Here is a 24,338-nt window from a genome sequence, read left to right as displayed (position 1 = left end):
GCGTATGGTGGGGGCATGACGCACCGATCTTTTGAATTTACCCATGCCCTGTGTCGCACGCCCGCGCTGTCTGTAACAGACGGATTGCGCGCCACCGATCAGGGTGACCCCGATCCCCTTGTCTTTGCGGCTGAACACGCAGCATACGTCAGTGCATTGCGGGATGCGGGGTGTGACGTGACCGTTTTACCGGCAGACGACAGCTTTCCAGACAGCGTGTTCATCGAAGACCCTGCTTTGGTGCTGAACGGTGTGGCAATTGTCTTGCGTCCAGGTGCAGACAGCCGAATAGGTGAGGCCGCAGCATTGCGACCTGCGTTGCTGGAGACCATGGCGGATGTCGTTGATTTGCAGACCGACGGCTTCGTCGACGGCGGCGATATCTTGTGCACCGATGATCGCGTTCTCCTTGGCTTGTCTGCCAGAACAACCGCACAAGGGGCTGAGGACTTGCGGCCTTTGGTTGAGGCGCAGGGTTACCGTTTGGACATCCTGCAAACGCCGCCCGAAATCCTGCATTTCAAAACAGAAAGTTCCCTGCTGGATCATGAGACCGTTCTAGCGACCCCAAAGCTGGCCGCCTCTGGCGCGTTTCAAGGGCTTAACGTCATTGAAACACCGCACGGGGAAGAAGCCGCAGCCAATGCCATCCGGGTCAATAACGACGTGTTTGTGTCTGCGGGTTACCCGCGCACGGCAGATCTGTTGGATCAGGCCGGTTACGCGGTCAAGGTGCTGAACACATCGCAGGCCGCCTTGGTTGATGGCGGGCTCAGCTGTATGTCGTTGCGTTATTCGCTGGCCTTAGCTGCGTAAGCCGCCTCAAGCGCAGGGCGCAATCTGCCCTCCAGCTCTCGGGATGTAATCGGGGCCGCCATTCTGAACAGGATCGTGCCATCCCCATCCAGCACAAAGGTTTCCGGCACGCCGTACACACCCCAATCGATGGCATAAAACCCTTGTTTGTCAGATCCCACGGCCACGTAAGGATCGCCCAATTCCTCCAGAAATGCCGCAGCGTTGGGATCGAAATCCTTATAGTTGACGCCGTAGATCGGCACGCCCTCTTGCGCCAACGCCGTCAGGTTGGGGTGTTCCACACGACAGGGGGCGCACCAGCTGGCCCAGAAATTCACGATCTTGACCTCTCCGTCACGCAACATTTCATCGGTCAGAAGGGGCAGCCCCTCGACCTCTTCGACCTCCACCACCGGCGCGGGCTCTCCGATCAGGGCCGAAGGCAATTCATCCCCCTGGCCCAGAAACATGCCCGCCGCAAACAGCCCCGCCAGTGCGGCAAAAACAATCACAGGGATCATCAACAGCCACTTCATTTGCGCGCCACAGCTTGGATATGCCGCCGTGCCTCAACATCCTGCAACTGTCGGGCCACGCGCCGTTCGCGACGCAAAGACACCACCACAACGCCGATCAAAAGAACAATGGACACGCCATAGGCCAGCAAAACCTCGACCGCGTATTTTCCCAGATCCGGCATCATCCGCGCATCCTCGCCTCAAGTGCGCGCATCCGGCGGACGCGAATTTCGGTGGCTGTGCGCATCAGCACCAAGGCCACAAACAACAGCACGAAACCCGCAATACAAACCAGCGCGGGATACCAAAACACATCTGCCACGTTTTCTTCCTTATCCAGCGACAAGGATGCGGGTTGGTGCAACCCTTGGCTCCAGAAGTTCACCGCATAGCGCGACAAGACGGCAAACACCGACCCCACGATGCACAGCACCGACGTCAGATCAGCGGCCGTGTCCGGATCCTCGATCGCTTCCCACAAGGCAATGTAGCCAAGGTAGAACAAAAACAGGATCAGAAAGGACGTCAGGCGCGGATCCCAGGCCCACCATGTGCCCCACATGGGCTGGCCCCAAATGGCGCCGGTAAACAAGGCCATCACTGTCATCACAACGCCCACAGGCGCAGCGGCCCGGGCGGCCAAGGCGCTGACATGATGACGGCGCACCAACCAGATAACCGAGGCGATCAGCATCATGAACCACGCGTTGATCGCCATCAGGGCCGATGGCACATGCAGATAGAAAATCTTGACGGTGGACCCCTGCCGGAAATCGTCGGGCGTAAAGAAAAACCCCCAGACAAGCCCGACAACAAGGATTGCAATGGATCCCCACAGCATCACCGGCACCCAAGGGCCGGTTGTTGCAATGAATTTCTTCGGATTGGCGTATTCCCAGATCGACATGAGTGTTAGCTAGCCCTTCCCCTTTGCGCCGACAAGACCGCTCACTTCAAATTCACCCGCAGGGCGGCGGCACTGGCAAAAGGCAGCAGCGCAAAACAGCCCAGCGTGATCCCGGCCAACATCAAAAGCGGCGTCGTGGGGTCTTGCCCATCGGCCCCGCGACGCACGGCCTCCGCCCCGAAAATCAACGTCGGCACATAAAGCGGCAACACCAGAAGAGACATCAAAAGCCCCCCACGTTTGAGGCCCACCGTCACCGCCGCCCCAAAGGTGCCGATCATCGACAGGGCCGGTGTGCCCAACACCAAAGACGCCAGCAGCCAGACATAGGCCCCGGGCGCCAGTGACAGCAAAAACCCCAACGCGGGCGCGGCGAAGGTCAGCGGCAGGCCCGTGGTCAGCCAATGGGCCACCCCTTTTATCAAGGCGACCCCTTCAAGCGGCAGCGGGGATGTCGCCAAAAGCGGCAGGGACCCGTCCTCAAAATCCAGCGCAAAGATCCGATCGAGCGACAACAGCGCCGCCAACAGCGCGGCCACCCACAAAACACCAGGTGCGATGCGGGACAGAATATCCGCCTGCGGCCCGACGCCAAAGGGCACCAGAACGATCACAATCAGAAAGAACGCAAGGCCAAGGCCAAAGCCGCCGCCTGCGCGCACGGCCAAGGCCAGATCTCGGCGCAACAGCGCAATCAAAGAAACGCCTCGTCCGCACCGTCCCGAGCGTCGGGCGCCGCCTTGAAAGGCGCCAGTTCCAGCTCCGGGGCATCGATACCAAGGTCAATGTGGGTGGCAATGACAGCAATGCCGCCTGCGGCCAAATGGCTGCCCTGCAACCAACGGGCAAACATCTTCACTGAAAAGCCATCGAGGCTAACCGTCGGCTCATCCAGAAACAACACTTTGCGCCCGATGACCCCCAGCCGTGCAAGACCCAAACGGCGCTTTTGCCCCGCCGACAACGTGCCCGCCAAACGGTCCCTCAAGTCTTCTAGATCAAACGCCGCAAAGACGGCGTCCGGCACATCTGCCCCATGGACGTCCCCCCAAAACGCAAGGTTTTCGGTCACGCTCAGCTGCGCTTTGATGCCATCGGCATGACTGGCGTAGGCGCCACTGTCTTCGGGATAAATCACCTCTCCCGTCAGTGGCGGCTGCAATCCTGCAAGGGTGCGCAGCAATGTCGTCTTGCCGACCCCATTGGGCCCGCGCAACACCAGTGCCTGCCCTGCGGCGACCTCAAAAGTCAGCCCCTCCAGCACAGGCACCCCGCCACGCGCGACGCATACATCCAGAACCTTCAGTTCCATCGCGGCCCGCCCCCTCAACCGACAGGCAGCAGGGCCAGCCCGACACGCCGCCCTTCGCTCAGCAAAACATTGTAGGTGCGACACGCCGTGGGCGACGACATCACCTCAACGCCCAACCCCGCGTCCTCAAGAGCGGTGCGCAAATCCGTTGGAATATGCGCGATCTCAGCCCCAGTGCCAACAAACACAACATCCAGATCGGCGACTGCATCAATCAGGGTCTGCGCATCGTCATATCCGCCCCACGGCGCGATGCCTGTGGGCAGCACAACCAAGGCCCCCTCGTACACCTGCCCACCGATGCGAAAAAAGCCCGCACCATACCCATCCACGGGCTTCGCATCCGTATAAACAACTTCATTCAGGCGCATGGGCGGCCCCCTTCATCTGACCCGAAAAACTCCCGCCGGAGGCGCTAAAATTCCGGAATTTTAGCATGCCCCTCAGGCATCAATGTTGGCAAATTGTCCGCCGACGTTCTTGTTGTCACCCGACCAATCCCGTTTGACGCCCAACACCAACAACGTGGTCGAGGCCACAAAGATCGATGAGTAAGTGCCCACAATCACGCCCCAGATCATCGCAAACACGAACCCGCGGATCACATCGCCGCCCAAGACATAAAGCGAAATCAGCGCCAGCAAAGTCGTGAACGACGTCATGAATGTCCGGCTCAGGGTTTCATTGATCGACAGGTTCAACACCGCCTTAAGGTCTTTTTGCTTATACTTGCGCAAATTCTCCCGCACGCGGTCAAACACCACCACCGTGTCGTTCAGCGAATAGCCCACAATCGTCAGCAAGGCCGCAATGATCGCCAGATCGAACCGGATTTGCAGCTCCGAGAAGATGCCGATCGTCAGCACCACATCATGCACAAGGGCCGCCACAGCGCCCAGGGCAAACTGCCACTCAAACCGCAACCAGATGTAGATCAGCACCGCACCGATGGCCAATGCCACCGCAATGATCGCCGCCTGAATCAACTCTCCCGACACGGTCGGTCCGACGGATTCCACCGCAGGGAAGGTCATGTCCGGATCAATCGTGCGCAACGCGTCTTGCACCGCATTGATCGTCTCGTTCGTCACGGCCTCCTCGCCATCTTGCGCTTGCAAGGCCACAAGGGCCACGTTTTGATCCGGCCCAAACGTCGGGTCGAACACTTCCGTAATCGTGACCTCGCCCAGCTCCAGACCGTCGATCACGCTGCGATATTCGCCCACATCCACCACCTGCGCGCTTTGGGTGCGCAAGGTTGTGCCGCCTTTGAAATCGATGCCGAAATTCAGGCCCTGATACAGGAACGATCCGAAAGCGACCAAAGCCAGAACCGCCGAAATCCCCAGCCACATCTTGGCCCGGTTGAAGAAATCAAACGCAGTCCCCTGTTTGACCAGCCGCAAATACCGACCCGCAAACAACTGCTTTGGCCGCTTGCGTTCGAACCAGATAACCACCAACAGGCGCGTCACAAAAATCGCCGTAAAGACGGATGTGATGATCCCCAGCCCCAGCGTAATCGCAAACCCGCGCACGGGCCCCGCGCCCATGGCAAACAGGATCGCCGCGGTGATAAAGGTCGTGATGTTGGCGTCGATGATGGCCGAAAGCGCCTTTTCATAGCCCAACTCAATAGCGCGGGCGGGGCCTTTGGCCGTGCGCGCCTCTTCTCGTATCCTCTCAAAGATCAGAACGTTGGCATCCACCGCCATACCAATCGTCAGCACGATGCCCGCGATGCCAGGCAACGTCAGCGTGCCGCCGATCAGCGACAAAAGCCCGAAAATCAGCGCCACGTTCACCAACAATGCGACATTGGCAAAGATGCCGAACAGCCCATAACTCAGCACCATGTAAATCAGCACCAGCGCAAAAGCGACCAGACAGGCGATGGCGCCCGCATTGATGCTGTCTTGCCCCAAATCAGGCCCAACTGTCTGTTCTTGCAAGAAATTCAATTCCGCGGGCAAAGCACCTGCGCGCAACAAAACGGCCAGATTGGTCGATTCCTCAACCGTAAACTGCCCCGTGATAATGCCCGATCCACCCGAGATATGCGCCTGAATGGTCGGCGCGCTGACCACCTCGTCATCCAGCACAATCGCAAAGGGCGACCCGATGTTTTCCAACGTATAATCACCAAATTTCCGCGCACCCGACGGGTTGAACCGGAACGTCACGGCGGGGCGGTTGTTCTGGTCAAAGGTGGGCTGGCTGTCCACCAGATCCTCGCCCGTCACCACCGGCGAGCGTTCGACGATGTAATACACACCAGGTTCATCCAGCGACGGCAGCACCACATTGCCCGCACCTGCACGGTCCTCAGGGTCAGAGGTGCGGCCCACCACAGGGTGGAACCCCAGCTGCGCGGTTGTGCCAATGATGTCTTTGACCTCTTGTGCCGATCCCACACCCGGCACCTGGATCAGGATCCGGTCCGCGCCCTGGCGCTGAATGGATGGCTCCCGCGTGCCGACCTCGTCAATCCGGCGGCGCACAATCTCAAGCGCCTGGCGCACCGTGCGGTCGTCCGTGGCCTGCATTTCGGCCTCGGACAGGGTCACGATCAGGTCTGTATCGCTGACCGCGCGCACCACAATATCCGTCTGCCCGACGCCTGTCACACTCACCACCTGTTGCGCCAGACCCCGCACCAGCGATAGCGCACGGTCCATGCCGGCAGGCTCCGAAATGCGCACGCGCAGTTCACCGGGCGTGTCGCTTTCGTCGGTGACAAACCCCACGACGTCCCGCTGGGCGGCCAACACATCGCGCACCTCGGGCCACAGGGCGCGCATGCGGGTCTCGTAGACATCTTCAACCTGCACTTCGGCCAACAGCTGGGCGCCACCGCGCAAATCAAGGCCCAGGTTCACCAGATTGTCGGGCATAAACGACGGCCACGCGGCCGCGTCAGCCTGCAGATCCTCGCCTGACTGCCCTGCCGCCAGCGCGGCCTCGGCATCGTTGGACCTCTCGACCGTGCCGTAAAACCCGTTGGGCAACGCCATCGCGATACCAATGGCCACCACCAGCCAGATTGTAACGCGTTTCCAAAGATCAATCTTCAGCATGGCAGGTCCTGTGTGTCTGGGGCCGCCGCCTGCGGGGGCCACCTTTTAAAATCAAAAGGGGCGGGCCATCGTGCTGGCCCGATCCCCAAATCCTGTCGTGACACGGCCCGCTTTGGGCCGCCCCGTTTTAGCCTTCGGCTGGTTCGGTTTTGTTCAAAACCTGAGAAATGGTGGAACGGACAACACGCACTTTCATGCCCTCGCCCAGCTCAACAACGACTTCGCCATCATCAACGACTTTGCTCACCTTGCCGATCAAACCGCCTTGGGTGATCACCTGATCGCCGCGCCGCAGGGCCGCAACCATCGCCTGATGCTCTTTCAGCTTTTTCTGCTGCGGACGGATCAGCAGGAAATACATGATCGCAAAAATCAGGATCAGCGGGATAAATTGGCCAAGCGCTTCCATGGTCGGTCGTTCCTTACGTGTTAGGGGCAAAGCTGCACGCCTTGCAAAGTTGCGGCACCCTACGGGCGGGGTGCGGGATTCGCAATCTGAAGTGGCCGCAAATTAACCTATGTTCAAGGCTCGGGCGCAATAACAACGCCATATCTTTTGCCATACGCGTGCCATACGCCAGCCATACGCTTTCCATACGCGCAAAATTACGCCATATGGCCCCCTTGAGACGCATTAACCAAAGGACAGACCCATGCACGACATCCGCGCGATCCGAGAGAACCCCGCCGCCTTCGACGCGGCGCTGTCTCGACGTGGGGACGCGCCCGTGTCGTCCGAATTGCTCGCCATGGATGAGGCCCGCCGCACCAAGATCGCGCAGGCAGAGGGCGCGCAGGCCGACGCCAACAAAGCCGCCAAAGAAGTGGGCGCCGCAAAGGGGCGTGGGGATGAGGCTGAATTTGAACGGCTGCGCGCACTGGTGGCTGAAAAGAAACAGCAAATCGCTGCCCTGAACGAGGAGGCGAAGGCGCAAGATGCAGCCCTGACGGCCCGTCTGGCGGAAATCCCGAACCTGCCCGCCGATGACGTGCCAGACGGCACGGATGAGGCCGACAACGTGGAAATCAACCGCTGGGGCACCCCGCGTGACATTAAGAACGCACAGGAACACTTTGATATTCCAGCCGTAAAAGGCAGCATGGATTTTGAAACGGCAGCGAAACTCTCTGGCAGCCGGTTTGTTCTGCTCAGCGGGGCCGTCGCCCGAGTGAACCGCGCTCTGGCGCAGTTCATGTTGGATGTGCACACGATGGACAATGGCTTGACCGAGGTGAACACCCCGGTCCTCGTCCGCGATGACGCCATGTACGGCACCGACAAACTGCCAAAATTCGGCGACGACAGCTACCGCACCGAAGACGGCATGTGGCTGATCCCCACATCCGAAGTCCCGCTGACCTACATGGCCGCCGGGGACGTGCTGGAGGAGGCCACCCTGCCCCTGCGCTACACCGCCCATTCCCTGTGTTTCCGCTCCGAGGCCGGAAGTGCCGGCCGCGACACCTCAGGCATGTTGCGTCAGCACCAGTTCGAAAAGGTCGAAATGGTCTCTGTCACGCACCCGGGTGAAAGCGATGCGGAACAAAAACGCATGTTGCGCTGCGCCGAAGACATCCTCGAACGTCTTGAAATCCCTTACAGAACCGTCATTCTGTGCACCGGTGACATGGGGTTCGGGGCGCGCCGCACCTATGACATCGAGGCGTGGTTGCCGGGCCAGAACACCTACCGCGAAATCTCCTCCGTTTCGACCACGGGTGACTTTCAAGCGCGTCGCATGAACGCCCGGTTCAAACCTGCCGAGGGCGGCAAACCGCAGTTCGTCCACACCCTCAACGGCTCGGGCCTTGCGGTGGGGCGCTGTCTGATCGCTGTGCTGGAAAACGGACAACAGCCCGACGGCTCGGTTAAACTTCCAACTGTCTTGCACCCCTATCTGGGCGGCAAACAGGCGATCTCCGCTGACGGTGCGTTGATCTAGCCCCGATCACTCGTCCAGCGTATCAGGCGTTCGGGCCCATTCCGGCGGGCCCGGCCACGTCACCCGTCCCGGCATATGGGTATAGGCCCCATCGGTCGCCCTGTGGGCCTTCCTAATCTTGTCGCGCCGGTCCTCGTCCAATTTATACAGATCCGCATAAATGGCCTTCAGGCTGGGGTTGCGGATATAGCCCTCGTCCTCAAACACGCGGTCAATGGCCAACATCGACATCTCGACCAGCTCTTGCGGGCCTTTGCGGTCGTTCGTCCATTTGTTCAGGACATTGGCCAGCCCAAGGGGCCCGAACTTGTTGTCCAAAGGCTCCATCACGTCGAACCGGTCCGCGACGTTTCGCATCTCGCGCCAATCCAGCGCCAACCCCGCCTTGGCCGCCCCCAACATCACCCAGTTGAGCGCAACAGACGACAGCCCCCGACGGCTGCCGCCCCCGCCCACGGACCCATGATTGCCGGGAAACCATTGCTGCAGATATTCCGGTGCCACAAAGTTTCGGGCCTTGTTCATCTCGGCAATATTGCTCCACGGCATGGCCGGAAACGTCTTGCGGCGTTCATCAATGGAAATCGCGTGGCGCGCGGCCATGACCATGGAAGACAACATCGCATCGTGAAATTCATATTTGCGGTTAAACGCCCCCGCCCCCGGCAAAGCCGCCGGCAACCCCAGCGCCTTCACCGTGTCCCACACACCCAGATAGGCGATGCGCAGATCCACCACATCCTCATGTCGTTGGCCATGTTTTGCGCGCCATTTCCGTTCATCCAGCGACGTCACGACGGCGGGCGAAAACCCCAGCCGAAACGCATAACTGTCCTCATGGCGCGGGTGCGTTTCGGGCGCGCGGTCCACATACCGTGCCACCGCCGCCGGAATATCGCGCAACCTGTCGCGCCCGCAAATCCCCGCCGACCGGATGAACCCCACCAACGACCGCGCGGCAAAAGCCCCGCGCGAAAAGCCGAAAATCATCACCTCGTCGCCCGGCTCATAGGCAAAGACCAACCGGCGGTACATGTCCTCCATGATCGACAACAAGCCCCACCCCAAGGTGCCGCCAAAAACACGGTCCATCTTGCGCGCCAGCCTGTTGTTGCCCGATCCAGACCCCACTCCAGCGGTATACAAAACCACCTGCGGCATCCCGCTGTCCGTGCGGTGCTGCACGCAGCGCGCCAGACGCACCACATTTGTGGGATGTTCCGCATCCGGCCGGTTCCACGTTCCATCAATGAAAATAACAATGCGTTTCATAGGCTTGTCCCCCAACATTGATTTCAGCCTGATGGGGGCACCCGTTTCGGTCAAGTGTGCTTTTCCCGACCCTCGGCCTACATCTTTTGACATCCAATTGAACCAACCTCGTCTGCGGTGCGTTCACCCTGAAAACCAAAAGGCACACCATGATACGCGCATGTCTGACCCTCCTGTTTACCGTGACTTTCGTGGTCTCCCCCCTTGTCACCTCCCCCTTCAGCGGATTTGAGGCAGACCAGCTGCCGATCCCACAGATCAACCCGCCAATCCAGCCCGCCGGATACGCGTTTTCCATCTGGGGCCTCATCTATGGGTGGTTGACGGTCTCGGCGCTTTTTGGGGTGCTAAAGCGGGCGCAAGATCCGGCGTGGGACGTGATGCGCACACCGCTGATCCTCAGCCTCGCCCTGGGGACACCATGGTTATGGGTCGCCAACCAATCCGCCATCTGGGCGACCGTATTGATCATCGCCATGGCCGTGCCTGCTGTGGTCGCCATGCTGCGTGCGCCCGCCCATGACGCGGGCTGGGCACGCTGGCCTGTATCAATCTATGCGGGCTGGCTGACGGCCGCGTCCTGTGTGTCCATCGGGTCAACCATGGCAGGCTACGGTATCTTGTTTGACCAAAACGGCTGGGCCTACGCAGGTATTGCCCTTGCCCTCGCCCTCACGCTGCCTGTGCAATATACGCGCGCAGACGCGCCGGGATATGGCCTCACGGTCATCTGGGCCAGCGTCGGCATCATCGTGGCCAATGGCACCAGCCTCGTCTCGCTTGAGGCCGCCTTGGGCATCGCATTGATCGCGGGGCTTTTGTGGTCCCAACACCGGGCTGCCCTGCCCGCCTAACGGCGCGCTCAACTCCGCAAACGCGGCTTCGTCAGACCGGCCCCCAGCGTACTACAAACGGGGCCGCTCCGAGACGGCTCGGGTCTCCGACCATTCTTCGCCTGACCGGCCCCCCAGTGGACATCATTTACGGCCGCTCCGAGACGGCTCGGGTCTCCGACCATTCTTCGCCTAACCGGCCCCCCAGTGGACATCATTTGCGGCCGCTCCGAGACGGCTCGGGTCTCCGACCATTCTTCGCCTGACCGGCCCCCCAGTGGACATCATTTGCGGCCGCTCCGAGACGGCTCGAATTCTTTGGGTCAAAAATACCTTAAAACTCACTCATCTGCCCGTCCCTTGCCCAGATGTTTGCGCAGACGGGACGGGGTGGATTTGGTTTTGTTTTTATAGGGGTTTTTCTCGGCCTGAGACCGGAAATGCAGACGGATGGGCGTGCCGGGCATGTCGAAATCCAACCGCAATCCGTTCACCAGATACCGAGAGTAACTGGCAGGCAGCATGTCGGGATGGCTGCACATCACCACAAACCCCGGGGGCCGTGTTTTCACCTGTGTCATATAGCGCATTTTGATGCGACGGCCGCCCGGTGCGGGGGGCGGGTGCGCCTCGGTCATGCCCATCAGCCAGCGGTTCAACTGGGCCGTGGTCACACGGCGGTTCCAAATGTCATGGGCCCGCATGATCGCTTCTTGCAGCCGGTCAAGGCCACGTCCGGTCTTGGCGGACACCGTGATCAGCGGCGCGCCGCGCAACTGCGGCAAAAGCCTCTCGAACTGTTCTTTCAGCGCCTTCAGTTTGGCCTGCTTTTCGTCTTCCACGTCCCATTTGTTCACCGCGACCACAACGGCGCGGCCTTCCCGTTCCGCCAAATCGGCAATCCGCAAGTCCTGCTGCTCAAACGGAATCTCAACATCCAGCAAGACGACAACCACCTCGGCAAACTTCACCGCGCGCAGACCATCCGACACGGACAATTTCTCAAGCTTTTCCTGAACCTTAGCCCGTTTGCGCATGCCCGCGGTGTCAAAGATCCGCACGGGCGTCTCGCCCCAATCGGTCTGCACCGAAATCGCGTCACGGGTGATGCCAGCCTCAGGTCCCGTCAGCAGACGGTCCTCACCGATGATCTTGTTGATCAGCGTGGATTTGCCCGCATTGGGGCGGCCCACGACGGCAATTTGCAGCGGCTTGGCACGGGTTGGCGTGCGCGGGCCGTCCGCGTCGTCGTCTTCCTCCACGTCAACATCTGTCTCGGGCGCATCGGCGGCGGCGCGTTCCTCGAACGCGTCGGCCAACGGCATCAACACATCGTAAAGCTCTGCCAGACCTTCGCCGTGCTCTGCGGACAAACGAATGGGCTCCCCCAGCCCCAGATTGAACCCCTCCAGCACACCGGCATCCGCCGCCTTGCCTTCGGATTTGTTGGCGGCCAGGATCACATGGGCATTCTTCTTGCGCAGGATATCCGCAAAGACCTCATCTGCGGGCATGACGCCCGTGCGCGCATCATACATGAACAGGCACATATCGGCCATTTCCACGGCGCGTTCCGTCAGGCGGCGCATGCGGCCCTGCAGGCTTTCGTCCGTGGCCTCCTCCAGCCCGGCGGTGTCGATGACGGTGAACTTCAGGTCGCCCAGCCGCGCGGCCCCTTCGCGCAAATCGCGCGTCACACCGGGCTGGTCATCAACCAGCGCCAGCTTTTTGCCGACCAGACGGTTAAAGAGCGTGGATTTGCCAACATTCGGGCGCCCCACGATGGCAAGGGTAAAGGACATGTCTGCACACCTATCAGGTTAAGGGCTGCCCCCTACACCCTAAATCGTCTAACGGAAAGCCACCAGTTGGCCCCGTTCGGACACGACATACAAAATGCCATTGGCCACAACGGGGTTGGAGGTCGCGCCCCCCGGGATCGCAGCTGTGCCCACAACCGCACCGGAGGCCGGATCAAACTGGCGCAGCACCCCGTCGCTTGACGCGACAATCACGCGACCACCGGCGATGATCGGCCCATAATGGGCAAAGCGGGTCTTCTGACGCCGTTCGCGCGTTTCCTCAAACCCAGGCAAGGCAACACGCCAGATGGGTTGCCCGCTGGAGGCATCCAGCCGCACCAATTCCCCGATGTCGCTGACCAAAAAGACCGACCCGCCCGCAGGCCAAACAGGCCCCACAACGCCTTCGGTGGCCGTCCAGATCCGATCGCCCGTGTCGACGTTCAGCGCCACAACGCGGCCCGAGACGTTGCCAACATACACAGTGTTGCCGTCAACCACAGGATCACCCGCAATGTCCGAGATGTTTGACGCCGCCTGGCCCGCACGTTGGCCCGTCACAACCGTGGACCAGCGCCGCAAGCCGCCTTCAGGGAAGGCCGCCAGAACTTCGCCCGTCGGGAACGGGAAAATCGCCAGATCAGAGGTCACAGCGGCGCCCGCCCCACCTGAGAAATTCGCACCCGGTGTGAGAGTGTTGATCGTCCAGCGCACGCGGCCATTGCCCCGTTCAATGGCCCAAGCCCGGCCATCGCGGCTGACCACATAGACAAGATCGCCGCGGATTGTGGGCGCGGATGTGCCCGGCGCGTCCAGATCCTGTCGCCAGATTTCGCCCCCTGTCGCAGGGTCCAGCGCCACGACCTCACCAAAGCCGGTGGTTGCGACCAGCAGATCACCGTCGGCGGCCAGACCCCCACCAGAGGCATCTGTCGCGTTGTCTGTGGCAGGTGTGGTGCTCGCGCTCCACAAGGTTTCACCGCCTGTGGAGGTCGCCGTCACCTGCGACCGCGCGTCCAGTGTGAACACTCGTCCACCGGCCACGACCGGATCCGCTGTGATACGCAACCGGCGGGTGTTGCCCGAACCGATGTCGGCCGAAAAGATTTGCGTCAACGTCGCACCCAGCGCCGGATGGGTGATCTGGTGCGCAGGCCCGCCACCGCGATGGGTCCATTCGGCATTGGCCACTTGGGCGGGCAGCGAAATCGCGCGTGTTTCATTCACGAAGGCCTCTGCGACCACCGCATCGCCGCGAATGTCCAGACGTTCGCCCGGCAGGACGATATCCGCCTCACCGCAGGCCGACAAAAGACCCAGCGCCGCGCAGGCCGCCAAAAGGGATGTCTTCAAAGGACGGCGATCGCCCCGTTTCACAGCGTAGGAGGTGTCCATGCCTGTCACGTCATTCCCCATTATCGACCCCTTTTCGGGCTTATTGATTGACTTCACCGGTGTCGCCCAAAAGCAGACCTTCCAGATCACCGCCCATCGCCACAATCATCCCGAATGCCCGATCACGCAAGCCCCGTGTCACTTCGGCATCTTGTGCAATCGCCGCGAACTGATCCAGCGCAAGGTCCGTTTCCCCTGCAGCGACATTCATCAATGCAATCTGTTCCTGCGCCACAAGACGAAACGTCGCCCCCGGGGCGGCAAGACGTTCAAAGGTCGCGCGGCGGTCATCGTCAGACATCGGTCCGTCTGCGATCATGGCAGATTTCAGCGCCGCCAGATCGCGGTAGATTTGCGGCGCGTCATCTTGCAAGGCCACGGCATTCAAGGTTTCAACCGCCGCTTCGGCTTCGCCGGTTTCGGTCAGGTCTGCAGCCGCCAGAAGGCCCGTGATTGCCGCAGCGCCCCCCTCTGCCTCAACCGCCTGCAAGGCCTCGGCCCGCGCGGCATCATCGTCAAGCTCAAGGGCTGCAAGAATCGCATTGCCTGTTTCTTGCGCGGCACCCTCAGATTGGGCCTTGCGGAATTCGGAAAACGCCGTGCCGCCCACCAGCACCAAAACCACCAAAACGGCGATCCAGCCGTACTTGCGCATATAGCCGAACAATTGGTCTTTGCGGACCTCTTCGGAAACTTCATCAATGAAGCTGTCAGTATTGCTCATCTGGTCCTCACCTTGCGTGTTGGACCCTCTTATCTTGAACAGCCAAAGCTGGGCAAGGGGCTCACGGGTGCTCTGCCTCCAGACCGGCATTGAAACCGATCAAAAATTCACCAATTTGCACATGTAAATACGTTTTACATCTTCATGTTGCACCTGCGGCAATAATTCTTTAATCTGAACTGGTCAGTTTAGCGTAGATTTTGTACGTCACAGAACATACTTGCCGGTCGACGACATCTATTTCGAAAGTTGCTACATGCGTATCATGCCCCTCTTCACTGCGATCATCGTGTCGCTGACGCTCTATGCTCTCGTTTTTGAACGTGAACAGCTTTTGGCATTCGCGCAGGTCGCCCCCGACACCGATGACACCCCGCCTCAGGTGGACACAATCGACCCCGTCAGCGTCGTGGCCCGCACCTCTGTGGCCGAAACCGTGGACAGCGCCGTGATCCTGCGCGGCCGCACCGAAGCCGCGCGTCAGGTGACGGTTGCGTCTGAAACATCGGGTCAGGTGATCTCTGAGCCGATCCGCAAAGGTGCCACGATCGAAGAAGGCCAGCTGATGTGTCAGCTGGACCCCGGCACGCGGGCATCATCCCTGGCCGAGGCCCGCGCCCGCCTGACGGAGGCGCAAGGCCGCGTGCCAGAGGCCCAGGCCGCCGTGGCCGAGGCGCAGGCCCGCGTCCGCGAGGCTGAGATCAACGTCAACGCGGCCCGCACCCTCAGCCAGGATGGGTTCGCCTCCGAAACCCGCCTTGTAAGCGCCGAGGCCGCCCTTGAAGCCGCCAACGCAGGCGTGCAGCGCGCGACCTCTCAGGTGACCTCCGCGCAGGCCGGTATCGAATCCGCCCAAGCCGCCGTGGCCGCAGCTGAGCGTGAAATGGAACGTCTCAACATCACGGCACCCTTCGCAGGCCTTCTGGAATCCGACACCGCCGAACTCGGCTCACTGATGCAGCCCGGCGCGCCCTGCGCGACGATCATTCAACTCAACCCCATCAAACTGGTGGGCTTTGTGCCTGAAGACAGCGTGTCCCAAGTGACCGTGGGTGCCCGCGCAGGGGCCCGCCTGACATCCGGGCAAGAGGTCGTGGGCGAGGTGACGTTCCTGTCCCGCTCCGCCGATGATGAAACCCGCACCTTCCGCGTGGAAATCGCGGTGCCCAATGACGATCTGGCCATCGGCGATGGGCAGACGGCGGAAATTCTTGTGGCCTCCGACGGGCGCAAGGCACATCTGCTGCCCGCCTCCGCCATGACATTGGACAACGATGGCAACATCGGCATCCGCGTTGTGGACGAAGGCGATGTGGCACGGTTCATGCCCGTAGGCGTGTTGCGCGACACCATTGATGGCATCTGGGTCACGGGCCTGCCCGAAACCGTGGATGTGATTGTGGTCGGTCAGGAATACGTCACCGACGGCGTGCCCGTAATCCCGACCTATGAGGAGGCAGAAGGATGATCAGACTCGTCGATACCGCCGCCGCCCGCGCGCGGATGGTGATTGCGTTTATCGTGCTGTCCCTGCTTGCGGGGGCCTACGCCTATGTGGGTCTGCCCAAAGAGGGTGAGCCGGATATTGAGATCCCCGTGATCTTCGTCTCTGTCCCCTTCCCCGGCATCTCGGCCGAGGATTCCGAGACGTTGCTGGTCAAACCAATGGAGGCACAGCTTCAGGATATCGACGGCCTGCTTGAGATGACCGCCACCGCCTCCGAAGGCTATGCCGGTGTGGCGCTGGAATTCGATTTCGGCTGGAACAAGACCGACACCATGGCCGACATCCGTGACGCCATGAACGCCGCCGAAGGCCAGTTTCCTGCAGGCGCGGACAATTATTCCATCAACGAAATCAACTTCTCCGAATTTCCCATCGTCATCGTCAACCTGACCGGCAACGTGCCCGAACGCACGTTGATCCGCGTGGCTGAAGACCTGCAAGAGGCGGTCGAGGGCATTGACGGCGTGCTTGAGGCCTCCCTCACAGGTCAGCGCGATGAGATGATCGAAGTCATCATCGACCCCCTGAAACTTGAGGCCTACAACGTCACCGCCGGTGAGTTGATAAACGTCGTCACCCAAAACAACCTGCTGATCGCGGCGGGTGAGGTTGAGACGGATCAAGGGTCGTTCGCGGTCAAGATCCCCTCCAGCTTTGATGAACCCCGCGACATCTACAGCCTGCCCGTCAAGACAAATGGCGACCGCGTGATCACCCTTGGCGATCTGGCCGAAATCCGCCTGACATTCGAAGACCGCACCAGCACCGCGCGGTTCAACGGCACAACCACCGTGGCCCTGCAGGTGGTCAAACGTCGCGGCTTCAACCTGATCGACACCGCCGCCGAGGTGAAAGAGGTCGTCGACGCCGAAGTTGCCACCTGGCCGCAAGACCTGCGTGATGCCGTGCAAGTGGGCGTCAGCAATGACCAGTCCCGCAACGTGGACAGCATGGTGCGCCAGCTTGAAGGATCCGTTCTGACGGCCATCGCGCTGGTGATGATCGTGGTGCTGGCCGCCCTTGGCACGCGGCCTGCGCTCTTGGTGGGTTTTGCGATCCCGACGTCGTTCCTGCTGTGTTTTGCCTTCCTTGCAGTCATGGGTGTGACAATTTCGAACATCGTGATGTTCGGCCTCATTCTGGCTGTGGGTATGCTTGTCGACGGGGCCATTGTGGTGGTCGAATACGCCGACAAACGCATGTCCGAAGGGGCAGGCCCGATGGAGGCCTACACAGACGCCGCCAAACGCATGTTCTGGCCCATCGTCAGCTCCACCGCCACAACGCTGTGCGCCTTCCTGCCGATGCTGTTCTGGCCCGGTGTGCCTGGCCAATTCATGGGCATGTTGCCGGTCACGATCATCTTCGTGCTGTCGGCGTCCCTTGTCGTGGCGCTGATCTATCTGCCCGTTATGGGCGGTGTGACGGGGCGGTTGTCCAACGCCTTTGCGGGGGCGTCAAATGTTCTCAAGGCGCGTCTGCCTTGGATCATCCGCGCCCTCCTGATTGCGCCTGCGATCATGTTGGTCTTCACCGGCGCGATGCTCACGTTGAACCCGGGCTATTTCACCGGCGAACAGGTGCAAGGCGGCTTTTTCGCCGCCCTGCCCGGTATGATCCTGTTTCTTGCGGGCGCAATTGCCGTGTCCATCACGGTGGGGGCCGCCCGTATCGAACGTCAGCAGCGCCGCATCCGCGCAGGCTACCGCCGTTCGATCTTTGGCCACCTGATCCACTTCATCTCCGGCAACCCGATCATGCCGATCGTGGCCATCGGGGCGGTCGTGGGCTCGGTCATGTTTGTGTTCACGTACTTTGGCCAGAACAACAACGGCGTCGAATTCTTCGTGGAATCCGAACCGGAACAGGCGATTGTCTATGTACAGGCCCGCGGCAACCTCAGCATCGATGAAAAAGACGACATCGTCGCCCAGGCCGAGGCGATTGCCCTCGCCGAACCCGGCATCCAGTCCGTCTTTGCCTTTGCCGGTGCGGGTGGTCTGAACCAGAACACCGGCGGCGGCGAAGGCCCGCGCGACACCATCGGCCAGCTGCAGCTGGAACTGGTGCCGTGGGATGACCGCCCCGCCTTTGCCCGTGCCAATGACATCGATCTGGCAACGCTGGACGGCGATCTCGTCCTCGAACGCCTCACGGCTGAGCTTGAGACCTTGCCAGGCATCCGCACGGAAATCCTCAACCTCTCTCGTGGGCCTGCGGCGGCCAAGCCCGTCCACCTGCGCCTGTCCGGCGAAAACTGGCCCGAACTGATCGAGGGCACCGCCATCGCCCGCGCCCAGTTCGAACAGACCACCGGTCTAACCCTGATCGAAGACAGCCGCCCCCTGCCCGGCATCGACTGGCAAATTGACGTCGACGTGGAAAAGGCGGGCCGTTTTGGCGCGGACGTGGCGACCGTTGGCGGCATGGTGCAGCTGGTCACACGCGGCATTCTGCTCGACACCATGCGCGTCGACACATCGGATGAAGAGATCGAGATCCGCGTGCGCCTGCCTGAGGCAGACCGGGTGCTGTCCACCCTCGACAGCCTGCGCGTGCGCACCAACGGCGGCCTTGTGCCCCTGTCAAACTTCATCACCCGCACGCCGGTCCCCAAACTGGCCGAAATCAACCGCATTGATCAGGCGCGCTATTTCGACGTCAAAGCGGACGTTCTGCCGGGCCTGACGAAATTCACTACCGGCGAAGGCGACGATGTGTCCACCTTGGGCATCTTCCGCAGCCTGGCTGAGGGTGAGGTCGCCGCAGATGGCAGCGCAACCGTGGAAACCACAGGCGGCGACGTGTTGGAACTGGTGACGTTGATCGACGCCGCCTCCGTCGATGCGGTGCAGCAGGCGATCAGCGACGGCGACGCCACACCGGTTGTGATCAACGGCAATGAACGGATTGAGGTGTTGACCGCATGGCTGGACACCCTGCCCCTGCCCGCCTCCGTCAACTATCAATGGACCGGCGATCAGGCGGATCAGGCGGAATCCGGGGCCTTCCTCGCGACCGCCTTCATGGGCGCACTGGCGTTGATGTTCATCATCCTGCTGGCGCAGTTCAACTCCATCTACAACTCCGTTCTGGTGCTGCTGGCGGTGGTGCTGTCCACCACCGGTGTTCTGATCGGCATGTTGGTCATGGATCAGGCGTTCTCGATCATCATGACAGGCACGGGCATCGTGGCGCTTGCGGGCATCGTGGTGAACAACAACATCGTTCTGATCGACACCTATCAGGAATATGAACGCTACATGCCGCGGACGGAGGCCATCACCCGCACGGCAGAGGACCGCATCCGCCCTGTTCTATTGACCACAATCACCACCATGGCCGGTCTGGCACCGATGATGTTCGGCCTCTCGCTCGACTTTATTGGCGGTGGCTACAGCGTCGACAGCCCTACATCGCTCTGGTGGAAACAGCTGGCCACGGCGGTGGTCTTTGGCCTTGGCATCGCGACGGTGCTGACGTTGATCTTCACGCCTTCGATGTTGGCGCTGCGTGTCTGGGTCACGACCTATGCGCGGTGGTTGGGCCAACTGCTGGCAAAACTGTCCATGGGCCGGTCCAGCCGTGCCGCCCGTGACTGGGCACTGGCCCGCGACGCCAAACGCGTCAAAGCGCCCGAGATCATCTGGGGCGACCCCGACGCCCCCCATGACGTGACGGAGCTGGACGCCAATGTCGAACCGGAGGCATCTGACGACGGGGACAATACCCCGGACAGACCCCACCCGCCCCTTCAGGCGGCCGAGTAAAGAAAGGGCGGTTCCAATGGGCCGCCCTTTTTGCCAGACCTGCACACCCCTTTGCCGCGCGTCCTTCCCACCACTCAAGCCTTGCGATGTTGCGACAGGCCGCGGTCTGTACCGTCAGGCGCGTCGCGACTTCTACGCTGCTCTGCCGGAACTGCCTAATTTATTTGATTTTTCCAGCCCAGTCGTACACCATATTGCGTAAAGGTAATGGAGTGTGACGATGGAATTGATTTTATTACTTGGCGCGGCTTTTGGCGTTGGCTTGGTGTTGGATGTTTTCGACAGCACCGACAATACCACCGAGGATGCGCCCATCGACGACACTCCGCCTCCCACCGAATTGACAGACCAAAATGACTTTCTGGAAGACAAAACCAACGATGACCTCCTGGTCTATGGGTTGGATGGTGACGATGACATCCTTGAAGGCTATGGAAACTCCACGCTCTTTGGCGGCGAAGGCAGCGACTATCTAAGGAGCGAGGGCGGACAAGACATCATATTTGGTGGCAACGATGCGGACACGATCGTTATATATAATTCTAGCCTTCGCGACGGGGAAGACGAAGCCACAGCCTACGGCGGCGCGGGAAACGACTGGATTGCAACTCGTTTTGGCGATGACGAAGTGCATGGCGGCAGCGGCAATGATCTGATCGGAGACGCTACCATCTTCGGCACCGAAGTTTTCGGCGGGATCACGGATGATGACACCATTTATGGTGGATCCGGGAACGATAATATCTCGACCCGCGTGGGGGCCGACATCGTTTATGGCGGCACGGGCGACGATCAGATTATGTCAGCGCCGTCTTTGGAAACGGAAATCAGGTATAATGACCTTGCCGCCCCCGATACCTTGTATGGCGGCGAAGGCAACGACCGCGTATTTGCCGTCAACGGATCGACCCTTTTTGGGGGCGAAGGCGAAGACACACTAGCCACAATCACCAGAGCGAGTACCGTGGACGTGTTCGAGCCTGTGGTCATCGCTGACTTCAACCCGGACGAAGACATGATCGAATTGACGGCCTATGGGTTGGGCAACCCTACGTTTGGGGACATCACATACGAAGACCGCGACGACGGGTCGGTGATGGTGTCGATTGACGGCAATGACTATGCGCTGATCCTCAACACCCAGTCGTCCGATTTGAATGCCGCGAACCTTTCGATCGAGGCAAGGCCAAACGGGGGTTAAGCCGCCTCATCTTGCTGCTGGCGGTTCCACAACTGCGCATAGCGCCCTTCGGCCTCAAGCAGCGCATCATGGCTGCCCTCTTCCACGATCACACCGTTTTCCAACACAACGATCCGGTCCGCATCGGCAATCGTCGACAGCCGGTGGGCAATGGTCAGCACCGTCCGGCCCTGCCCCATCGCCTTGAGTTCGTTTTGAATTTCCAGCTCAGTGTCCGTATCCAGCGCGCTTGTCGCCTCGTCCAAAATCAGGATCGGCGGGTTCTTCAGCAACGTGCGCGCAATGCCCACCCGCTGCTTTTCGCCGCCTGACAGTTTCAGGCCACGCTCGCCCACAGCGGTCTCATATCCCTCAGGCAGGCTTTCTATAAAGTCGTGGATTTTCGCGGCCTTCGCGGCGGCAACGATGTCCTCAAAACGGGCCCCATCCCGGCCATAGGCGATGTTATACCGGATGGTGTCGTTGAACAGCACGGTGTCCTGCGGCACCACGCCGATACGGTCATGCAGGCTGTCTTGGGTCACATCGCGAATGTCTTGGCCATCGATGGTGATCGCCCCCGCGCCCACGTCATAAAACCGGAACAACAACCGCCCCAAGGTCGATTTCCCCGACCCCGATGATCCCACAATCGCCACCGTCTGCCCCGCAGGCACGGCCAAGCTGACGCCCTTCAGGATCGGGCGTTCCGCGTCGTAGCCAAAGACCACATCGTCGAACCGAACCTCCCCACCAGTGACGTTCAAAGGGGCCGCGCCCTCACGGTCTTTGACCTCGGCAGGTTGTTCCAGCAGGGTAAACATCTCCCCCATATCAACCAGCGCCTGACGGATTTCGCGATACACGGTGCCAAGGAAATTCAGCGGCATGGTGATCTGGATCATGTAGGCGTTCACCATGACAAAATCACCCACGGTCAGCGCGCCATTCTGCACGCCGATTGCGGCCATAACCATGACCGCGACCAGCCCGCCGGTGATCAACAGCGATTGGCCGAAGTTCAAAAACGCCAGCGAATAGGATGTTTTCAGGGCAGCCTTTTCATAACCGGCCATCGCGACGTCATAACGGTCCGCCTCACGGGTTTCGGCCCCGAAATATTTCACCGTCTCGAAATTCAGCAGGCTGTCGATGGCCTTTTGGTTGGCGTCTGTGTCTTGGTCGTTCATCTCCTTTCGGATCTTCACGCGCCATTCGGTGACCGTGAATGTGAACCAGATATACAGCGCGATGGTCCCCACGACGACCGCCAAGTACCAGACATCAAACAAGAAAAACAAAACGACCGAAATCATCAACAATTCAAGCACAAGCGGCCCGATGGAAAACAGCAAGAACCGCAGCAGGAATTCCACGCCCTTGACGCCCCTCTCGATGATCCGGCTCAGCCCGCCGGTTTTGCGCGTGATGTGATAGCGCAGGGACAGCCGGTGGATATGGGTGAAGGTTTCCAACGCCAGCGCGCGCAGTGCCCGCTGACCCACGCGGGCAAAGATCACATCGCGCAGCTGTTGAAATCCGACATTCAGCAAACGCGCCATCCCGTAGGCAACCGTCAGACCCACAGCCCCCACCGCGACCAGCCAGCCCGAACCTTCACCGGCCAGCGCATCCACCGCGTTCTTGTAAAAAATCGGAGTACCCACCGCGATCAGTTTCGCAATGAACAGCACGATCAGGGCCGCCACGACCCGGCGTTTCACCCAAGGCTGATCGTCCGGCCACAGGTAGGGTGCCACCTTTTTGACGACCTTCCAGCCCTGCACTTGATGATCATTGAGGTTGGCGGAGGTCGGGCTGAGGCTGCGCATCGGTGCTCTTTCTTGGCGTCGGCTGCTGTTACTTAGGCCCCGATTGGTCCCATTGCCAGCCCAAGGTGTCTTTGGGGGCCGCATCATCCGCCTTGATCAGGGCCATCATGCGGGTCTTGTCGCCTGTGTCGCGGGGGTCAGACAGGGCCGCCGCCAGCCCTTCAAGCGACGCGATGTTGTGGCCTGCGCGAAACGTATTCACATGGGGCAGCATGGTGCGGATGCCGCGCGCTTTGGGGGCAAAATCCGCCCAGCGCAACAGCGGGTTCAGCCAGATGACCTGCCGTGCCGTCAGCGACAGCCGCCTCATCGCGGCCCCCAAGGTGTCGCCCGCGTCACGGTCCAGACCATCGGTGATCAGCACGACAACCGCGCCCTGCCCCAAAATGCGCCGCGCCCAATCGCGGTTGAACCGGTCGACGCAATGCCCGATCCGCGTGCCGCCTTCCCAATCCTGCGCCTGCGCACCGGCCGCGGCCAGTGCTGCATCCACATCGCGGGTCCGCAGGTGGCGGGTGATGTTCGTCAGCGTCGTGCCAAAGGTGAAGGCATGCAGCTGACCCCAGTGTTCTGTCCGGCTGTTGGCCAAGGTATGGGCGAAATGCAGCACCGCGCGGCTGTAGGCGGACATGGATCCCGAAATATCGCACAGCACCACCAGATCGGGGGGCTGAATGCGTTTTCGGCGGGTGACAAAGGCGCGGATCTCGCCGCCCTGCCGATTGGCCCGGCGCAGTGTTTCACGCCAATCGGGCAAAGGGCCCACACCCCGCACAGTGCGCCGCGAGGGGACGGGCGTCACAGGCAAGGTCAGCTTGGACAAAAGCCGCAGGGCCTCGGCCATCTCGGGCGCTGACATCTGCTCAAAATCCAGCGTGCGCAGCACGTCTTGTGTGGACATTGTATGGGACGCGTCGATGTCGATCTCCGTCTCGGCGTCCTCTTTTGCCGTCTCTGGCGTGATCGGATCGGTCTGGTCCAAAAGCGCCTGTGCTGCGCGTTTTTCCGCGGGGGCCGCGCGCCGGTCGTCTTGCAGCCCCTGCACCTGTGGGATCAGCAAAGACATCATGTGTTCAAGGTACTGCGGATCGCGCCAATAGAGCCGGAACGTCTGCGCAAAGACCGCGCGGTGATCGGGTTTGCTGACGAAACAGGCCTGCAACGTGTGGAAAAAATCCTCACGTTTCGTGAAGCCCGCCGCAGCCACGGCTGCGATGGCATCCACGGTGCGCGCCGGACCAATGGGGATCCCTGCCCGCCGCAGGGCGCGGGCAAAGTGGGTGATGTTGCGGGCCAATGCGCCGTCTTCGGGAATATCGAGGGGCGGAAGGGCAACCATCAGGGGGCGCTGCACGCGATATTGTTGGGGGTTCTGCACGCGACGTTTTTGGGGGCTCTGCACGCGATGTTTCTGGGGGCTCTGCCCCCGGCCCTACGGGCCTCCCCCGGGATATTTATGAAACAAAGA

General features: G+C 60.8%; 20 protein-coding genes. 6 read left to right on the top strand and 14 right to left on the bottom strand.

Annotated elements, in window-relative coordinates:
* Positions 1-15: 15 nt before the first annotated feature.
* Positions 16-816, top strand: a complete 801-nt coding sequence (locus PSJ8397_RS15405) for an arginine deiminase family protein (RefSeq protein WP_085865524.1) — start codon at positions 16-18, stop codon at positions 814-816.
* Here the strand turns inward: PSJ8397_RS15405 and PSJ8397_RS15400 are convergent.
* The 8 genes from PSJ8397_RS15400 to yajC all read right to left on the bottom strand — a co-directional run bounded on the left by PSJ8397_RS15400 (position 792) and on the right by yajC (position 7,021).
* Complete coding sequence (locus PSJ8397_RS15400; RefSeq protein WP_085865523.1) at positions 792-1,334, bottom strand: DsbE family thiol:disulfide interchange protein; 543 nt, start codon at positions 1,332-1,334, stop codon at positions 792-794. The genes PSJ8397_RS15405 and PSJ8397_RS15400 overlap by 25 nt on opposite strands.
* Positions 1,331-1,501: a heme exporter protein CcmD gene (gene ccmD / locus PSJ8397_RS15395; RefSeq protein WP_085865522.1), complete on the bottom strand. Its 171-nt coding sequence runs from the start codon at positions 1,499-1,501 to the stop codon at positions 1,331-1,333. The genes PSJ8397_RS15400 and ccmD overlap by 4 nt, the downstream gene beginning before the upstream one ends.
* Positions 1,498-2,223 carry a heme ABC transporter permease gene (locus PSJ8397_RS15390; protein ID WP_085865521.1) on the bottom strand — a complete coding sequence of 242 codons (726 nt, stop codon included), beginning with the start codon at positions 2,221-2,223 and terminating at the stop codon, positions 1,498-1,500. Before PSJ8397_RS15390 ends, ccmD begins: the two co-directional genes overlap by 4 nt.
* Before the next feature lie 41 nt (positions 2,224-2,264).
* Positions 2,265-2,921 carry a heme exporter protein CcmB gene (ccmB, locus tag PSJ8397_RS15385; RefSeq protein ID WP_085865520.1) on the bottom strand — a complete coding sequence of 219 codons (657 nt, stop codon included), beginning with the start codon at positions 2,919-2,921 and terminating at the stop codon, positions 2,265-2,267.
* Positions 2,918-3,535 (bottom strand): heme ABC exporter ATP-binding protein CcmA, encoded by a 618-nt coding sequence (ccmA, locus tag PSJ8397_RS15380; RefSeq protein WP_085865519.1) that lies wholly within the window; start codon positions 3,533-3,535, stop codon positions 2,918-2,920. The genes ccmB and ccmA overlap by 4 nt, the downstream gene beginning before the upstream one ends.
* A 14-nt stretch (positions 3,536-3,549) precedes the next feature.
* Positions 3,550-3,906, bottom strand: a complete 357-nt coding sequence (locus PSJ8397_RS15375) for an Mth938-like domain-containing protein (protein WP_085865518.1) — start codon at positions 3,904-3,906, stop codon at positions 3,550-3,552.
* A 72-nt stretch (positions 3,907-3,978) separates the two neighbouring features.
* A complete protein-coding gene (gene secD, locus PSJ8397_RS15370; RefSeq protein ID WP_085865517.1) occupies positions 3,979-6,612 on the bottom strand; it encodes a protein translocase subunit SecD in 2,634 nt (877 codons plus the stop codon).
* A 127-nt stretch (positions 6,613-6,739) separates the two neighbouring features.
* Positions 6,740-7,021 carry a preprotein translocase subunit YajC gene (gene yajC / locus PSJ8397_RS15365; protein ID WP_085865516.1) on the bottom strand — a complete coding sequence of 94 codons (282 nt, stop codon included), beginning with the start codon at positions 7,019-7,021 and terminating at the stop codon, positions 6,740-6,742.
* Between the two features lie 244 nt (positions 7,022-7,265).
* Between yajC and serS the strand changes: the two genes are divergently transcribed.
* On the top strand, positions 7,266-8,555 hold the full coding sequence (serS, locus tag PSJ8397_RS15360; protein ID WP_085865515.1) for a serine--tRNA ligase: 1,290 nt from the start codon (positions 7,266-7,268) through the stop codon (positions 8,553-8,555).
* A 6-nt stretch (positions 8,556-8,561) separates the two neighbouring features.
* Here the strand turns inward: serS and PSJ8397_RS15355 are convergent, their stop codons facing one another.
* Entirely contained in the window at positions 8,562-9,827 is a 1,266-nt protein-coding gene (locus tag PSJ8397_RS15355) for a phospholipase effector Tle1 domain-containing protein (protein WP_085865637.1), read from the bottom strand.
* Between the two features lie 149 nt (positions 9,828-9,976).
* Here PSJ8397_RS15355 and PSJ8397_RS15350 point away from each other — a divergent pair, with 149 nt between their 5' ends.
* A complete protein-coding gene (locus PSJ8397_RS15350; RefSeq protein ID WP_085865514.1) occupies positions 9,977-10,681 on the top strand; it encodes a tryptophan-rich sensory protein in 705 nt (234 codons plus the stop codon).
* A gap of 320 nt (positions 10,682-11,001) precedes the next feature.
* Here the strand turns inward: PSJ8397_RS15350 and der are convergent, their stop codons facing one another.
* The 3 genes from der to PSJ8397_RS15335 are packed head-to-tail and all read right to left on the bottom strand — an operon-like array spanning position 11,002 to position 14,581.
* Positions 11,002-12,462: a ribosome biogenesis GTPase Der gene (gene der, locus PSJ8397_RS15345; RefSeq protein ID WP_085865513.1), complete on the bottom strand. Its 1,461-nt coding sequence runs from the start codon at positions 12,460-12,462 to the stop codon at positions 11,002-11,004.
* Between the two features lie 48 nt (positions 12,463-12,510).
* Positions 12,511-13,878, bottom strand: coding sequence for an outer membrane protein assembly factor BamB family protein (locus tag PSJ8397_RS15340; RefSeq protein WP_085865512.1), 1,368 nt, complete (start codon positions 13,876-13,878; stop codon positions 12,511-12,513).
* Between the two features lie 19 nt (positions 13,879-13,897).
* On the bottom strand, positions 13,898-14,581 hold the full coding sequence (locus PSJ8397_RS15335; protein ID WP_085865511.1) for a hypothetical protein: 684 nt from the start codon (positions 14,579-14,581) through the stop codon (positions 13,898-13,900).
* Positions 14,582-14,837: 256 nt separating this feature from the next.
* Here PSJ8397_RS15335 and PSJ8397_RS15330 point away from each other — a divergent pair, with 256 nt between their 5' ends.
* The 3 genes from PSJ8397_RS15330 to PSJ8397_RS15320 all read left to right on the top strand — a co-directional run bounded on the left by PSJ8397_RS15330 (position 14,838) and on the right by PSJ8397_RS15320 (position 21,059).
* The gene (locus tag PSJ8397_RS15330; RefSeq protein ID WP_085865636.1) at positions 14,838-16,049 is read left to right on the top strand and encodes an efflux RND transporter periplasmic adaptor subunit; all 1,212 of its coding nucleotides are present in this window, start codon (positions 14,838-14,840) and stop codon (positions 16,047-16,049) included.
* Positions 16,046-19,858 (top strand): efflux RND transporter permease subunit, encoded by a 3,813-nt coding sequence (locus tag PSJ8397_RS15325; RefSeq protein WP_085865510.1) that lies wholly within the window; start codon positions 16,046-16,048, stop codon positions 19,856-19,858. Before PSJ8397_RS15330 ends, PSJ8397_RS15325 begins: the two co-directional genes overlap by 4 nt.
* Positions 19,859-20,078: 220 nt before the next feature.
* A complete protein-coding gene (locus PSJ8397_RS15320; protein WP_085865509.1) occupies positions 20,079-21,059 on the top strand; it encodes a calcium-binding protein in 981 nt (326 codons plus the stop codon).
* Here PSJ8397_RS15320 and PSJ8397_RS15315 read toward each other — a convergent pair.
* Positions 21,056-22,870 carry an ABCB family ABC transporter ATP-binding protein/permease gene (locus tag PSJ8397_RS15315; protein WP_085865508.1) on the bottom strand — a complete coding sequence of 605 codons (1,815 nt, stop codon included), beginning with the start codon at positions 22,868-22,870 and terminating at the stop codon, positions 21,056-21,058. The two genes, PSJ8397_RS15320 and PSJ8397_RS15315, sit on opposite strands and share 4 nt — an antisense overlap.
* A gap of 28 nt (positions 22,871-22,898) precedes the next feature.
* Positions 22,899-24,209 (bottom strand): vWA domain-containing protein, encoded by a 1,311-nt coding sequence (locus tag PSJ8397_RS15310; protein ID WP_085865635.1) that lies wholly within the window; start codon positions 24,207-24,209, stop codon positions 22,899-22,901.
* Positions 24,210-24,338: the final 129 nt, after the last annotated feature.

Source organism: Pseudooctadecabacter jejudonensis, from assembly GCF_900172275.1.
GTDB lineage: Bacteria > Pseudomonadota > Alphaproteobacteria > Rhodobacterales > Rhodobacteraceae > Octadecabacter > Octadecabacter jejudonensis.
This window is presented reverse-complemented; position numbering and strand designations above follow the sequence as displayed.